19 protein-coding genes, 1 tRNA gene and 1 pseudogene are annotated in these 14,159 nt (G+C 68.8%); 18 read left to right on the forward strand and 3 right to left on the reverse strand.

Features of this window, described 5'->3' with window-relative positions; all coding sequences use genetic code 11:
- Positions 1 to 70: 70 nt before the first annotated feature.
- The 14 genes from AB0M80_RS03095 (at position 71) to AB0M80_RS03160 (ending at position 10,728) form a co-directional block, all read left to right on the forward strand.
- A complete protein-coding gene (locus AB0M80_RS03095; protein ID WP_364557979.1) occupies positions 71 to 361 on the forward strand; it encodes a hypothetical protein in 291 nt (96 codons plus the stop codon).
- A gap of 35 nt (positions 362 to 396) precedes the next feature.
- Positions 397 to 561 (forward strand): hypothetical protein, encoded by a 165-nt coding sequence (locus AB0M80_RS03100; protein ID WP_364557982.1) that lies wholly within the window; start codon positions 397 to 399, stop codon positions 559 to 561.
- Between the two features lie 20 nt (positions 562 to 581).
- On the forward strand, positions 582 to 1,046 hold the full coding sequence (locus tag AB0M80_RS03105; RefSeq protein ID WP_364557984.1) for a Pycsar system effector family protein: 465 nt from the start codon (positions 582 to 584) through the stop codon (positions 1,044 to 1,046).
- 128 nt (positions 1,047 to 1,174) lie between these two features.
- The gene (locus AB0M80_RS03110) at positions 1,175 to 1,513 is read left to right on the forward strand and encodes a hypothetical protein (protein WP_364557986.1); all 339 of its coding nucleotides are present in this window, start codon (positions 1,175 to 1,177) and stop codon (positions 1,511 to 1,513) included.
- Positions 1,510 to 1,944: an SsgA family sporulation/cell division regulator gene (locus AB0M80_RS03115; RefSeq protein WP_364557988.1), complete on the forward strand. Its 435-nt coding sequence runs from the start codon at positions 1,510 to 1,512 to the stop codon at positions 1,942 to 1,944. The genes AB0M80_RS03110 and AB0M80_RS03115 overlap by 4 nt, the downstream gene beginning before the upstream one ends.
- Positions 1,944 to 2,492, forward strand: coding sequence for an RRQRL motif-containing zinc-binding protein (locus AB0M80_RS03120; RefSeq protein WP_364557991.1), 549 nt, complete (start codon positions 1,944 to 1,946; stop codon positions 2,490 to 2,492). The genes AB0M80_RS03115 and AB0M80_RS03120 overlap by 1 nt, the downstream gene beginning before the upstream one ends.
- A complete protein-coding gene (locus AB0M80_RS03125; RefSeq protein ID WP_364557993.1) occupies positions 2,492 to 2,809 on the forward strand; it encodes a hypothetical protein in 318 nt (105 codons plus the stop codon). Before AB0M80_RS03120 ends, AB0M80_RS03125 begins: the two co-directional genes overlap by 1 nt.
- Positions 2,806 to 3,762, forward strand: coding sequence for a hypothetical protein (locus AB0M80_RS03130; RefSeq protein WP_364557996.1), 957 nt, complete (start codon positions 2,806 to 2,808; stop codon positions 3,760 to 3,762). The genes AB0M80_RS03125 and AB0M80_RS03130 overlap by 4 nt, the downstream gene beginning before the upstream one ends.
- A complete protein-coding gene (locus AB0M80_RS03135) occupies positions 3,762 to 6,083 on the forward strand; it encodes a cell division protein FtsK (protein WP_364557998.1) in 2,322 nt (773 codons plus the stop codon). Before AB0M80_RS03130 ends, AB0M80_RS03135 begins: the two co-directional genes overlap by 1 nt.
- Before the next feature lie 233 nt (positions 6,084 to 6,316).
- Positions 6,317 to 6,691 (forward strand): hypothetical protein, encoded by a 375-nt coding sequence (locus tag AB0M80_RS03140; protein WP_364558001.1) that lies wholly within the window; start codon positions 6,317 to 6,319, stop codon positions 6,689 to 6,691.
- Between the two features lie 24 nt (positions 6,692 to 6,715).
- The gene (locus AB0M80_RS03145) at positions 6,716 to 7,561 is read left to right on the forward strand and encodes a bifunctional DNA primase/polymerase (protein WP_364558003.1); all 846 of its coding nucleotides are present in this window, start codon (positions 6,716 to 6,718) and stop codon (positions 7,559 to 7,561) included.
- Positions 7,562 to 7,637: 76 nt separating this feature from the next.
- The gene (locus AB0M80_RS03150; RefSeq protein ID WP_364558006.1) at positions 7,638 to 8,999 is read left to right on the forward strand and encodes a DUF3631 domain-containing protein; all 1,362 of its coding nucleotides are present in this window, start codon (positions 7,638 to 7,640) and stop codon (positions 8,997 to 8,999) included.
- Positions 9,000 to 9,172: 173 nt separating this feature from the next.
- A complete protein-coding gene (locus tag AB0M80_RS03155; protein WP_364558009.1) occupies positions 9,173 to 9,361 on the forward strand; it encodes a helix-turn-helix domain-containing protein in 189 nt (62 codons plus the stop codon).
- Positions 9,361 to 10,728 carry an integrase gene (locus tag AB0M80_RS03160; RefSeq protein WP_364558012.1) on the forward strand — a complete coding sequence of 456 codons (1,368 nt, stop codon included), beginning with the start codon at positions 9,361 to 9,363 and terminating at the stop codon, positions 10,726 to 10,728. Before AB0M80_RS03155 ends, AB0M80_RS03160 begins: the two co-directional genes overlap by 1 nt.
- Before the next feature lie 131 nt (positions 10,729 to 10,859).
- On the opposite strand, the gene AB0M80_RS03165 is transcribed toward AB0M80_RS03160, so the two are convergent.
- A tRNA-Tyr gene (locus AB0M80_RS03165) sits at positions 10,860 to 10,942 on the reverse strand.
- Between the two features lie 129 nt (positions 10,943 to 11,071).
- Between AB0M80_RS03165 and AB0M80_RS03170 the strand changes: the two genes are divergently transcribed.
- A complete protein-coding gene (locus AB0M80_RS03170) occupies positions 11,072 to 11,563 on the forward strand; it encodes a YajQ family cyclic di-GMP-binding protein (protein ID WP_364558015.1) in 492 nt (163 codons plus the stop codon).
- Positions 11,564 to 11,594: 31 nt separating this feature from the next.
- Here the strand turns inward: AB0M80_RS03170 and AB0M80_RS03175 are convergent, their stop codons facing one another.
- On the reverse strand, positions 11,595 to 11,723 hold the full coding sequence (locus AB0M80_RS03175) for a hypothetical protein (RefSeq protein ID WP_364558017.1): 129 nt from the start codon (positions 11,721 to 11,723) through the stop codon (positions 11,595 to 11,597).
- Positions 11,724 to 11,839: 116 nt separating this feature from the next.
- On the opposite strand from AB0M80_RS03175, the pseudogene AB0M80_RS03180 reads away from it, so the two are divergent.
- The 3 genes and pseudogenes from AB0M80_RS03180 to AB0M80_RS03190 all read left to right on the forward strand — a co-directional run.
- Positions 11,840 to 11,914, forward strand: a pseudogene (locus tag AB0M80_RS03180) (hypothetical protein); the annotation flags it as partial.
- 19 nt (positions 11,915 to 11,933) lie between these two features.
- Entirely contained in the window at positions 11,934 to 12,275 is a 342-nt protein-coding gene (locus AB0M80_RS03185) for an HIT domain-containing protein (RefSeq protein WP_364558019.1), read from the forward strand.
- A 419-nt stretch (positions 12,276 to 12,694) separates the two neighbouring features.
- Complete coding sequence (locus AB0M80_RS03190; RefSeq protein WP_364558022.1) at positions 12,695 to 12,994, forward strand: hypothetical protein; 300 nt, start codon at positions 12,695 to 12,697, stop codon at positions 12,992 to 12,994.
- Between the two features lie 455 nt (positions 12,995 to 13,449).
- Here AB0M80_RS03190 and AB0M80_RS03195 read toward each other — a convergent pair whose 3' ends face one another.
- Complete coding sequence (locus AB0M80_RS03195) at positions 13,450 to 14,112, reverse strand: hypothetical protein (protein WP_364558025.1); 663 nt, start codon at positions 14,110 to 14,112, stop codon at positions 13,450 to 13,452.
- Positions 14,113 to 14,159: the final 47 nt, after the last annotated feature.

Raw genomic sequence — 14,159 nt, forward strand, 5'->3', positions numbered from 1 at the left:
GTTGACTCTACTAGTAGAGCTATGTGAGTCTCTGATGGTCGCCAACGACAGACCATCAGAAGGGCTTCCGATGAACTCCGCACGAATCACCAACCGCACCGCCTGGGCCGCCGTTGATGGCGTTCCCGCTGGTCACGGTTATAGCCCGGACGGCCTGGACGAGTCGGCCATCGACGCGTTGCTGGCCGAGGTCGACCAGGAACTGACCGCCGCGACGGCCGTTGCCGAGGTCCGCACCCGGCACGCGTTCACCGACCCGCAGCACGCCCACCGCACCCGCCGGCGCACCGATCGGGCGGCGCTGCGGGTGCTGCCGGCTCGGCTGGACATCACCACGTCGGCCCGCGAGGAAGCGGCGTAAGCCACACCAATCCCACGTCACTTTCGGAGGAAAGCATGTCCCGCACCACCGTTCTCGCCCTTGTCACCACGCCCCGCCCGTGCGGCGGCAACAGCAACCCGCTCTGCCCGGGCTGCGGGCAGGCGACCAACGCCAATGGCAACTGCTTCAACGACGCCTGTTGGAACGCCAACAGCAAACGCCACGACGGCATCGGCTGATGACCGAAGGAGAGTGAACGATGACCTACCCAGAAGCCATGCCCCGCGTCCACATGGCTCACGAACAGGCCCGCGCCGAGCTGGCCAAGGCGGATACGAAGGTGACCACGCTGCTCGGGCTGGTCGGTCTGGCCTTCTCCGGCGTGGTCGCGTTTACCACCCGGCAGACCTCGGTTCCGGCAACGGTCGCGCTGTGGGTGGCCGCCGCCCCGATCTTCGCCTCGGTGCTGGTGCTGCTCTCCGCAGTCCGACCCCGGCTCACGCAGTTCCCGACCCCGGGCACCTGGCTGGACGCCGCCTACAACGGCCCGGCCGCGCTGCTGGAAGCCGGAAGCGTCCCGGTCTCCACCACCCTCGCCGTCGACACCGCCCTGTTGGGCGGGATCGCAGTCCGCAAGTACCGGCAGATCTCCGCCGCCATGGGACTGCTGGTGGTCGGGCTGGCGCTGCTGGCCGCCGCGCTGCTGCTGGCGGCGCTGACATGACCGCACCGCACGGCATCCCCGCCGTATCCGCTGTCTCTGACCCCAGCCTGGGCGGCTCGAACCGCCAAGAACGCTCCGACCAGGCCGGGACTCCCCACCACTCACATGGCAACACGGGAAGGACCCCGATGGTAACCGCACTCCTTGCGCTGCTGCGCCCGGAACGCACACCGGTCCGGCGCCTGCGTGATCTGCTCAACGATGGCCTGCCCGTCACCTCGCCGCAGCGAACCCGCTGGCTGGTCCAAGCGGCAGGGGAGCTGGACATCATGGCCGCCGCGGCTGGCGCGGCGACGGTCGCGCAGATGCGAACCCTGTTCCGCGTTGCGGGTGCGCTGTTCGACGGCGGCCTGACCGACGCGGCCCGCGCGGCGGAACTCGTTCTGAATGCGCCGGAGCTGTCCCTGGCCGCCCGGCTGCGCCGGGTCCGTGACGTGCTGCTCGACGTCGTGGCAGGTGTCCGATGACCGCCCGCACGACACTCCGCCGCCACATCACCACGCGACTCATTCCCGCCACCGACGTCCCGGCCCTCGGCTGGCACGTGGTCCGGGTGGCACTGACCTACCGGGTGTCCGACCCGTTCGCGGTGGCTGTCGAGATCCCGACTACCCCGACTCCGGTGACGTGGCTGCTGTCGCGGGAGCTGCTGGCCGGAGGACTGGACGCCTGCTGCGGTATCGGCGACGTGACGGTCTACCCGGACGTGCTCACCGACGCCGTGACGTGGGTCGAGCTGCGGGACTCCTCGAACCGGATCGGGCCGGCGCTGCTGCGGTTCCGCCGTGCCGACCTCGAACGGTTCCTGGACAACGCCGACGCGATGGTCCCGGCCGGCACCGAAGCCGCCCGGATCAACTGGGACCGGGAACTGTCGCTGCTGGCGGGTGATCGGTGATGGCCCGCAAGTTCCCGTGGGTGCTCGCGCCCGTGGCGTGGTCGCCGGATCTGGAGTTCACCCGCGGTCGGGTGGACGGGCTGCCGCTGCTGTCCTACGGCATCGCCCCGCGCGCCTTGCTCGCCACGCGTCGCCAGCTCCGGGCGCTGGGGTTGCGGCCGGGCGGAGCGGACCCGGTGGCGGTGCTGTACTTCCGCTGCCGGCGCGCCGGGAAGCTCGTCTACGCCAACCTTTACCTCGTCGCCACGGCGAAGCCGGTCCGGCCGATGACCCCGGCCCGCGCCGCCGCGCTGGACAAGGCGATGGCCGCCCGCCGGACCTGCCGGCAGTGCGGCGAACTCGGGTGGGCCGAGCTGCCCAAGCCGCACCGCACCTGCGACGCCTGCCTGTATTCCGCCGGGCTCGACCCGGATTCCCACCTGCACGAGTACGTGACTGGCGAACCCACCGAGTCGCCGACCGACCTTCCCGCCACCGGGCTCGCGCCGGTGATCCCACTTCCGACCGCGCGCCGCGCGTGCGTCGACTACCCGAAGGTGGTGGCCTGATGCCCACGACGACCCTCTACGTCCTCGGTGGACTCGCCCTGATCGGCACGTTCTCCGTGTGGCGCGCCGGTCGCAAGTCCGCCACCAGGTCTCTGCGCGGTGTCCGGGAGGTCACCCGCATGACCGCCAACCTGCTCCGGCTGGTGCTGTGCACCGCGGTCATCGCGTTCGTCCAGTGGCTCGTGATCGTCAAGATCCAGAACACCACGGCCACGTGGATCGCGCTCATCGTCCCGGCCCTGCTTGCCGCCAACACCATCGTGCGGCTGATGGCCATCACCGAGATCGTCACCCACCACGGGGGTGGTCGCCGATGACCAGCACGGAACTCGCGCCGGCGGATGCCCGGCACCAGCCGCTGACCCAGGCTGACAAGCTCGCCCAGGACGCCGCCACCGCCGCGAAGGTCCGCCGGCTGTCCAACCACCCGGACGTGGTGGCGCTGCGGGTGGAGAAGGTCCGCACGCAGATCGATGCGGTGATCTGGCTCGGGATCTTCCTGGGCCTGGCGTTCACGATGGTCAACGTCCAGTCCTTCGCCGCCGCCGGCGCGGCCACCTGGTCGCTCGGCTGGCTGGCCGGATGGCTGCTGGACCCGATGGTGTCGCTCGTTCTCGTGGCGGTGTTGCGGGCGGAGCAGGTGACCGCCCGGTACCAGGTCGAGATCGGGGCGTGGGCGCACCGGACGAAGTGGTTCGCGTTCCTGGCCACCTACGTCATGAACACCTGGAAGTCCTGGACGCATTTCGACGTGGCCGGGGTGGTGCTGCACTCGGTGCCTCCGGTGCTGGTGTTCCTCGCGGCGGAGACCGCGCCGGTGCTGCGAGACAAGCTCACCGAGGCCGTGTTCAAGGCGGCCGGGACCGCGTTCACGGGACAGGCGGATACGGCGGGGGACACCGCAGTCACCTCCGCCCCCGTACCCGCTGCCGAGTCGGCACCCGAGGTGCCCGGCGGGGCCCCGGCCGCCCCGGTGGTCGAGTCGCCGACGTCGACCCCGACCCGCCCCCGCCGACGCCCAGCCGCCCGCAAGCCCGCGGCGAAGCCGGCCCGCAAGCTCCGGGCGGACTACCTGGCCGAAGTTCGCGCCGCCTGGGCTCCCGGGATCGAGATCACCCCAGCCTGGGTCCGCTCGGTGTGCCCGAGCATCTCCCGCGGCACCAGCAAGAACGTCGCCGACGACCTGACCGCCGAAACCACCACCCGCCCGGCCGTCGCGCCGGAGCCCGCCGACCAGACGACCACCGCGCAGGAGAGGGAGGCCGCCTGATGTCCACCACCGCCGACCACACCCCCGACCCCGTGAACGACCACACCCCCGAAGGGCTCCCTTCCGTGAACAGCACCCCCGACCCGTCCACGAACACCCCGGCCGACGCTCCCGTGAACGCCACGGGCGACGGCCCCGTGAACACCGACCCGAACGCCACCGACACCGCCACCACCCGAGCCGGGAACGTCGTCCCGATCCGCCCGGACACCGCCCGCACCGCCGAGGAGATCCCGGAGCAGGACCGGTTCGCCGACGCCGGCACCGTGCTGGATGGCGCGGACGTCGACACCGCCACCGAGGTCGGCGACCAGGCCACCCCGCCGGCACCGGTCGACCCGGCCGAGGCCAAGCCGTCGTGGTGGGAGACCGTCTCCGACGCCACCGCCCGCCCGCTGGTCGCCAAGTGGCTCACCTCCGCCGAAGAGTTCCGCTCCCGCGCCCGGTTCCTGGTCCACTACGCCGCCCACACCTTCGCGTTCCATGCGCTGCGGGTGCCCGTGTACGTCCCGACCGCGCTGCTGCGCGCCCCGGGCGCGCTGTGCCGCCTGACCGCCCGCGTCGGGCGGTGGGTGTACGACGCGGAATCCAAGCCGGTGCGCATGAACGCCCGCGACCGCAACGACGCGGACGTGTACATGAAGCTGCGCGAGGCCCGCAACGAGACCGTGCGCCGCCGCTCCGCCCCGGTCCTGGTCGCCATCCTGGTGCTACTGGCGACGGTGTACCTGTGCTGGACGTTCGTGGCGCCGGTGTGGAACTGGACGCTGCTGCTGGCCACCCTCACCGTCGTGGGCTGGTGGGGTGCCCCGGCCGACAAGCCGGTCGCCGGCCGCGCGGTGGACGCGGTCAAGACGCCCAAGCTCACCTCCGCGATGCTGGAAGACGCGCTGTGCTCGCTGGGCATCGGCGGGCTGAATCAGGCCATCGCCAAGGGCAAGCGCATCGAGTTTCCCAACCCGATCGCCCGCGACGGCGACGGCTGGCGCGCCGACGTCGACCTCCCACCGGGCTCGACCGCCGGGGACGTCATCGGCAAGCGCGAAGAGCTGTCCTCCGCGCTGCGCCGCCAGATCGGCTGTGTGTGGCCGGAAGGGGATGCGAAGGTCCACGAAGGACGGTTGGTGCTGTGGGTCGGGGACCGGGACATGTCCAAGACCAGGCAGAAGCCCTGGCCGCTGGCCAAGCCGGGCGCGACCGTGGACCTGTTCAAGCCGCAGCCGTTCGGCACCGACCAGCGCGGCCGGTGGGTCGACATCACCCTGATGTTCGCATCCATGATCATCGGCGCGGTCCCGCGGATGGGCAAGACCGTCACACTGCGGGAACTCATGCTGATGGCCGCACTGGACCCGCGGGCGGTGCTCTACAGCTACGACCTCAAGGGCACTGGTGACCTGGCCTCCCTCGCGCCGGTCTCGCACGCCTACGGCGTCGGCGACGACCTGGACGACATCGAACGCATGGTGGTCGAGATGCGCGGGCTGCGGGAGGAGATGCGCCGGCGGATCAAGGTGATCCGCGGCCTGCCCGAGTCGGTGTGCCCGGACAACAAGGTCACCCCCGAGTTGGCTGCCCGCAAGGACCTCGGGTTGGCCGCGATCGTGGTCGGGGTCGACGAGTGCCAGATCTGGTTCGAGCACCCCAAGTACGGCGAAGAACTGGAAGCCATCTGCACCGACCTGGTCAAGCGCGGCCCCGCCCTCGGGATGATCATCATCCTGGCGACGCAGCGGCCGGACGCCAAAAGCCTGCCCACGCCGATCTCCGACAACGCCGTCCTGCGGTTCTGCCTCAAGGTCATGGGTCACACCGCCAACGACATGGTGTTGGGCACCGGGCAGCACAAGAACGGTGTCCGGGCCACGATGTTCGCCCGCTCAGACCTCGGCATCGGCTACCTCGCCGGCGAGGGCGACGACGCGAAGATCGTGAAGTCGGTGTACAAGGACGCCACCGACGCGAAGAAGATCGTGGCCGGCGCCCGCGCCCGCCGCGAGGCCATCGGCAACTTGACCGGCTACGCCGCCGGGGTCGAGGTCGATGTGGAAGCCGCGCGCCTGGACCCGCTGGCCGACACGATCGCGGTGTTCGAGCGCGGCGAGGACAAGCTGTGGTCCGAGGTCATCGTGACCCGGCTGGCCGAGCTGCGGCCCAGCCAGTACCGGGACTGGACCGCGCAGAACCTCGCCACCGCGCTCAAGCCGACCGGCGTCAAGCCCAAGCAGGTGTGGGGCACCGACCCGGCCACGGGTAAGGGAGCCAACCGCAACGGCTACACCCGCGACGTCCTCGCCACTGCCAAGAACAACAGAGCGTAACCGAAAACGTGAGCTAGGGGCGGTGGCCGTCCTAGACTCCGCCGCCCCTAGACCTAGACCCCTCCCCTAGACCCACACAATGGCCGTGAACAGCACTCTAGGTATCTAGACCTCCCCCGCACCGACCTGCGGAATCCTGGAAATCCCGGGCTTCGGCCGACACCGCACGGCCCTAGCCCTGGCCGAACACGCCCTAAAACTGTCACACAGCGTGACCGACGTGAGGACTTGTCTTGACCACGCACACCACCCTCCGCGCCCTGCTCACCGCGGCGCCCATCGCCCTCGCGGCGGCCACCCCGGCCGCCTGCCACGCCCCGCACCACACGACCACCACCACCGCCGGCACCGCGCCGGCCAGCCCGACGCACCCGCCGACCACGACCGCGCCGCCGCGACACGCGACCCCGGCCCGTCCGGCCGGGCGGTGGGTGGTCTACGCCCTGACCGCCGACTACCAGGGCGACCGCTTCACCGCGGTGTGCACCCACCCCGGTGTCCCGGAACCGCTCGACCGCGCCGCGACGCGGGAGGTGCGCATCACCGAAGCCCAATACGACCGCTACGTGGACGAGCCCGACACGTCCCGAATTCCCTGCCCCGGCTGACACCGACCTGAGAGGACTGTCCACATGGAACGCAACGACTTGCTCGAATGGGCGCTCTACCTCGTCGGGATGGGGTGGCCGATCTTCCCGCTCGCCCCCGGCACCAAGAACCGGCCGATGGTCAAGGACTGGGAGAACCGCGCCCACCGCGACACCCCCCGTATCCGCCGCTGTTGGGAGGCCGGGCGATTCAACATCGCCGTAGCGACCGGCCCGGCCGGGCTGGTGGTCCTGGACCCGGACGCGCCGGACGGGTGGGACAACCTCACCGCGCTCGCCACGCAGCGGGGCGGGCCACTGCCCGCGACCTACACCGTGGCCACCCCGTCCGGCGGTCGGCACCTGTACTACCTCGCCCCGGCCGGAACCAGCCTGCGCAACTCGCAGAGCGCCATCGCGGCCCACGTGGACGTTCGAGCGGGCGGCGGATACGCGGTAGGACCGGGGTCGGTGACCGACGCCGGCGCGTACGAACTGCTCGACGACACCGACCCGGTCGAGTTGCCGGGGTGGTTGGTCCAAGCCTGCGCGGAACGTGCGTCTACGGCCAACTCGGCGCCCGTCCAGATCCGTTCTGCCACACCGAGTCACTACGGGTCGGCGGCACTCGCCGGGGAGTGCGAACGGGTCCGTGCGGCCGGACCAGACACCCACAACGCCGTCCTGTCGGCCGCGGCCTACACCATCGGCCGCAAGATCGGAGCCAACCTGATCGACCACGCCACCGCCCGCGCCGCGCTGATCGAGGCGGCCGGGCACATGGTCACCGCCGGATGCGCCTGCACCGACCGCGAAGTCGCCCGCGTCGTCGACGCCGGACTGTCCGCCGGCATCCGCAACCCGGTTGCCCGCCGGAGGGACGCCGCGTGACGAACGCTGCCGCCGCCCACGCCACCACCGCACCCGCGGACGCGGCCTGACCGACCACACGTAGGGAGATCCACCGATGACCACCGTGGACAGCACCGTGTCGGCGATCGACTCCGCCATCGGCGAACCGGCACACGACGGCGCCTGCTGCCAGTGCGGACGCTCGCTCGCCGACTCGCCGTCGGATGACTTCTGCACCGAGAACTGCCAGGCGATTTGGCGTGCCGAGCACACCACCGTCCTGCCCGGACACGAAGTGCTGGACCGGGTGACCGCGTTCGTCGCGCGGTTCAACGCGTTCCCGTCGAAGCACTGCGCGCCCATGCTCGCGCTCTGGTACGCCCACACCCACGCCGCGGACCACTTCTACGTCACCCCGCGGCTGATCCTGTCCAGCGTGGAACCAGGCAGCGGGAAGACACGCGTGCTGGAAGTCGCTCAGTTCCTGGTCCGGGCACCGGAGATGACCATCTCCGCCACCACAGCCGCGCTGTTCCGGATGGTCAACGAGGGACCGATCACCATCCTGTTCGACGAAGTGGACACGATCTTCAACCCGAAGAACGGCGGCAACACCGAAGACCTGCGCGGACTGCTCAACGCCGGCTACAAGCGCTCCGCCACCATCGCCCGCTGCGTCGGCGACGCCAAGGCCATGAAGGTCCAACGGTTCCCGGTCTACGCCCCGGCCGCGCTCGCCGGCATCGCCGGGAACATGCCCGACACCATCACCACCCGCGCCATCACCGTCCACATGCAACGACGCCGCGAAGACGAAGAAGTCGCCGAATTCTGGGAAGAGGAAGTAGAAGCCGAAGCCGCCCCGCTGCGCGAACAACTCGCCGCGTGGGTAGCCACCGTCACCGACAAGGTGGCCAAGGGCCGCCCGACCATGCCCGAGGGTGTCCGGGACCGGGCGGCGGAGATCTGGCGGCCGCTGATCGCCATCGCCGACGCCGCCGGCGGAGACTGGCCGGACACGGCGCGGGCGGCCTGCACCCACTTCGTCGCCGTCGCCGCGGCCGACCGCAACGGCGGTGGGCTGCGCATCCGGCTGCTCTCGGACCTGCGGGACCTGTTCGCCGCCCGGGGGGTCGACGAGCTGCGGAGCGCGGAGATCATCGACGCACTGTGCGCGCTGGACGAAGCCCCGTGGGCTGACTTGAACGGCAAGCCGCTCGACTCCCGCCGGCTGGCCAAAGAACTCAAGCCCTACGGCGTCACGTCGAAGAACATCCGCCAGCCCGGCGGCGCCATCCCGAAGGGCTACGCCGTGTCCGGGCCGGGCGGACTCGCCGACGCGTGGAGCCGCTACCTGTCTGCACGCGCTACGTCCGCTACAGCCGCTACATCGCAGGTCACAGGCGTAGCGGATACGAGGGGCGTAGCGGACGCATCCGCTACAGCCGCCACGTCGCCCGATGCCCGTAGCGGATAGAGCCGCTACACCCGCCGTATCCGCTACGCCCCTGACCAGGCATGTAGCGGCTGTAGCGGACGTAGCGGACCAGTCCAGCCATCCCCGTAGCGCTTCCGAGCGCTACGCACCCCCGAGGAGACCGCCATGCCCATCGCTGCCACCCGCACAGCGACCCGAAGGGCTCACCACCGATGGCCACGCACCGCCTGCAGCTCACGATCCTCGAAGTCTGCGAAGAGCTGAACGTCTCCCGCCGCACCTTCTACGAGTGGCGCGCCAAGAAGCGTGCACCCCGATGCATCAAGTTGCCGAATGGCGAGATTCGCATCCGACGCATTGACCTTGATAAGTGGTTGGACGCCCGCGAGGAGGCCGCCTGATGACGACGAGTCACGACGTCCGAATCTGGTCCATTGAGACCATCAAGCGCGTACGGAAGACGACGCACCGCGTTCGCTGGATCGTCGCCGGGGAAAAGTTCGGTGAGATGTTCACCGAATTCGCGCTCGCGGACAGCTTCCGATCCAAGTTGATGACCGCCGCTCGCAAGGGTGAGGAGTTCGACACCGAGACCGGGTATCCCGCTTCCCTACGTCGCACGCAGGCGGAGACCAAAACGTGGTTCGAATTCGCCTGCGAGTACATGGACATGAAGTGGCCGGATTCGTCGCCGAAGTACCGGAAGTCCCTCGTTGAGTCACTGGTCGCAATCACCACAGCGATGATGCGCGAAGAGTACGACGGCGAGTCAGCCACCTTTAGAAAGGCACTGAAGGTCGCACTCAACAAGAACACGCGCGAAGGCGGCCTCACGTCCGAATTACAACACGCCATCAACTTCGCGAAGAAGTCGAGCAAAACTGTAGGCGACCTGACAAGCCCGGAAGTTCTCCGAAGCCTTCTCCATGCGCTCGACATGAAATTAGACGGAACCCGAGCGTCGACAAACACGATCCGACACCGCCGAACCACACTGGGAAACGCCATCGAGTACGCCGTGGACGAGAAGAAACTTCTCGACAGCAACCCACTCGACGAGGTCAAGGTGAAGAAGCGCAAATTCACACTGCACGAGGTCGACCCGACATCGGTAATCAACCCGATTCAAGCTCGGAAGCTGCTCAGCGCAGTGGCCGAAAGTGGTAAACCCGGCCCGCCATTGGTGGCGTTCTTCGGGCTCATGTACTACGCCGCACTCCGCCCGGAAGAGGCTCTGAACCTGAAGAAGGAAAACCTGTCCATCCCCGAGTCGGGATGGGGTGACCTGCGCCTGGAACGCGCACGACCCGAAGTCGAAGCGGAGTGGACGAACAGCGGAGAGGCCTCCGAGGAAGGACCATTGAAGCATCGAGCCGAGAAAGAAGGGCGGAATGTGCCGTGCCCACCGGAACTGACCGCGTTGTTACAAGCGCACTTGAGCCAGTTCGGTACCGCGCCGGACGGACGGCTGTTCCGGGGTGCCCGCAACGGTGGCCGCGTTCGCAGCACGGTCTACGGCCGGACGTGGGCGGCCGCGCGAGGCATCGTCTTCACGGCCGAGGTCGCCGCTGGCCCGCTCGCGAAGCGGCCGTATGACCTGCGGCACGCGGCTGTGTCCACGTGGCTCAGCGGCGGAGTGGAGCCGACGCGAGTAGCGAAGTGGGCAGGACACAGCCTCTCCGTCCTTCTGCGGGTGTACGCGAAGTGCCTGGACGGCGGGGAGCAGGCCGCGCGCGACCGGGTCGAGCGAGCCCTCATCGGGCAGTAGCCCCTCCGGAAAGCGTGGGGCGCATGTGGGGCGAACAGCCGCCGAGGCCCGCATATGGCCGCACACAGCCGCACAACGCAGTACGGCCCCATGACCGTGTTCTTGCTGGTCATGGGGCCGTATCTGCTGGGTGGCGGGTGAGGGATTCGAACCCCCGTAGGCGTAAGCCAACTGGTTTACAGCCAGTCCCCTTTGGCCACTCGGGTAACCCGCCCAAGCCGGTCGTACCGGCCGGGGAGAAGCTTACCCAAGGGTCCTCGGCAGGGGTCAACCGGGATACCCCTCCCCCGGTGGGGGCTAGGCTGGGAGGTCCCTGACAAGCGAGTACGAGGTGTGAGGACACGTGGCGGATCCCTCTTTCGACGTCGTGAGCAAGGTCGACCGCCAGGAGGTGGACAACGCGCTCAACCAGGCGAGCAAGGAGCTGGGCACGCGGTTCGACTTCCGCGGCACCGGCACGACGATCAACTGGGCCGGCGAGGAGGCGCTCACGATCGAGTCCGAGACCGAGGAGCGTGCGCTGGCCGCGGTCGAGGTGTTCAAGGAGAAGCTGATCAAGCGCAGCATCTCCCTGAAGGCCTTCGAAGCCGGCGAGCCGGCTCTTTCGGGCAAGATCTACAAGGTCTCGGGCAAGATCCTCCAGGGCATCGCGTCGGACAAGGCGAAGCAGATCGCCAAGTTCATCCGCGACGAAGGCCCCAAGGGCGTCCAGGCCCAGATCCAGGGCGACCAGCTGCGGGTCTCGGGCAAGAAGAAGGACCAGCTGCAGGAGGTCATCGCCCTGCTCAAGGGCAAGGACTTCGAGATCGCGCTGCAGTTCACCAACTACCGGTGATTCACCCTCGTTGACCTGCGGGTATCTGGTTTCAGGTGCCCGTGGGTACAACGTCGGTACAACCGAGCGCGGAGTCCACGAGGGTCCGCGTCTGGTCGACGGCGTCCGGCCAGTAGCCGACGTAGGTGTTGAGCGTCACCGTGGGCGTGGTGTGGCCCATCGCGAGTTGGACGGTCTTGACGTTCGCTCCGCCGAAGATCAGGAGCGTGGCGAAGTAGTGCCTCAGGTCACGCAGACCGAAGCAGACGGATCGCGGCCGACCTGCGCGCGGCGATCATGCAGGGCGAACTCGCCCCGGGTGCCGTACTCCCGTCCGAGCGGCAGCTCATCGCCCAGTACGGCACAACGAAGGCGACCGCCGGCAAGGCGATTGCCTTCGTGGTCTCCGAGGGCCTGGTACACGCTCGTCATCTGGCGCGGGCGTCACGTCGTCGAGCCGTTCGAGCTGACCGAGCCGGAGGCGCAGTCCTGCTGGAAGGCGACTCTGACCGTGGCGAAGGCGCTGGCCACGTTCTACCGGCCGCTCAAGATGAACTACGAGACACTGGGGAACACCGTCCCGCATCTCCACACGCACCTACTCCCGCGCTTCGTCGAGGACCCTGCCCCGCGGAGGCCGTTCCCGCTGCTGCCTCAGAGTGGCGACGAGTCCCAGATCGATCCTGCGCAACTCGCCAGCGACGCCGCAGCGCTTCGGACTCTTCTCGGTTGAGCCGCTGGCCGTGAGCCGGAGGCTTGGTGAGAACTTTCTCTACAGGATCAAGGCGGCCCCTCCGGGGCCGCTCGGCCCCAGCTCTTTGCCCCGGCCAAGCCCTCGCGGGGCGTGCGGCCTGGCGGCCGGTCCCCCGCGAGTCGGCCGGGGCGCGTGGGCCGATAGGCGAGGTAAGCCGCGGATCCGGGAGAAGATGTCCTCGCCGGACGGGCAGGTCTCCGAGATGGCCGGCCTCGCACGTTGCGTCCGTGGATGGCCAGACGGCATCTCATCGACCCCCCAAAGGGCTATCACTATTCTTCATTCAGCTGGCAACCATTCGCGCAAATTCGCGCCCCTGCCCACTGCCATAACCGACAATGAAGCCATGGCGACACAGACCAGACCGTCCGGACATAGCAAGCAAGGGAGCACGACCAATGGAAGCCACTGGTGTGATGGCCACCGACGCCGGGATGTTCGGGCTGTGGTCCCCGGCGTCGTTTGGCGACATCGTTGACTACGACACCTGGGAGTCGGCACTTCTGGAAGACGACGACATCACCCGGCATATTCTCGCGGGCGCCTTTGTTCCGGTAAACATCGGCAGCGACGGCGCGTTCCAAGTTCTCGCGCGAGTCGGTTCGGTTTCGACCATCGCTGATCTCACCCCGCGAGAGCGCCAGTATCTGCTCGTGTCCTCGAGCCGTACCTGTTCATCACGCCTGGCGACGCCGTGATCAGCGGCATTGAGCATGTCGGGGCAGGGGCTGACGCTGGCCTGCACATCCCTCTACCATCGGGCCGCTGGAGCGTAACGATCGCGTTGATCGAATGGGACGCCGAGCCGGGACAGGTTGATCGAATGGGACGCCGAGCCGGGACAGAAGGAGGCCAACGGACAGCCCGCTTCGACCGCTCTGCCCGACTTCACGCTGCTGATCAACCCTGAACAGGGCATCGGCCACTATCGGACCGAAATTCAGACGTTCGAACGATAAGCATTCCAGCCCTGCACAACGGGCACGGGAACAAAATCCAGTACAGATGGCACCAACCAGCGACGGCCAACGACGACCACCAACGGACACAAACCCGCAGCTCAGAGCCCCGCACCACGACATCACCCCAGGCAGGACGCAGTTCACCAACTACCGGTGACGCCGCCGCGGGCACCCGCACCCCGGGTGTCCGCTCAGGACGGCGTCAGGGTCCAGCTCGTCTCGTAGCCTTCCACCTGCAGGTACGCCGGGCCGCGGACGTCCCGCTCCACCTGCAGGTCGCCGATCTGGTTGAGGATCAGGTCGCGGTACTCCGGGGACATCACCCACAGCGCCACGTTGCCGCGGGTCTTCGCCGTGAACTGGATGCGCGTCACCCCCGCCGGGAGCTTCAGCACCGCGTCGCCCTTGCCCGAGGCCGGCTTGCCGCTCTCTGCCGTCGCGATGCTCCGGTGGTCCGCGATCGTTGCCGTCCAGGCCGCGTTCGCGTGGACCGTCACCCTCTTCGTCGGGCGGTCCGGGTCCGTGTTCATCCACGTCGTGCCCCGGTACGCGCCGATCGCGTTGACCAGGCCGTGCTCGCCGCCGTCGGTGTCGATGATCACGTTGGCCGTGCACTTCGGGCACTCGAACGTGAAGAAGCCCACCTGGTCCGCCGGCCAGGTCGTCGTGAACTCGCCGCTGCCCTTGCCCGTGTGGGTCTCCGTCGGCACGTCCCGCGGGGCCGGCGGCGCCGTCGAGGTGGGCGTGGGAATGGCCACGGCGGAGGACTCCGCGACGATCGTGCCGTACCCGGTCGACGGCGCGCACGCGGAGGCCAGCACCAGGAGCAGTACGCAGCCCAGCCGGACTTTCATCGTTCCCCCTCGGGGCCACCGCGGCCCCCCAGGTGATCTTTCGGACC

This window comes from Amycolatopsis sp. NPDC051045, from assembly GCF_040682955.1.
GTDB lineage: Bacteria > Actinomycetota > Actinomycetes > Mycobacteriales > Pseudonocardiaceae > Amycolatopsis.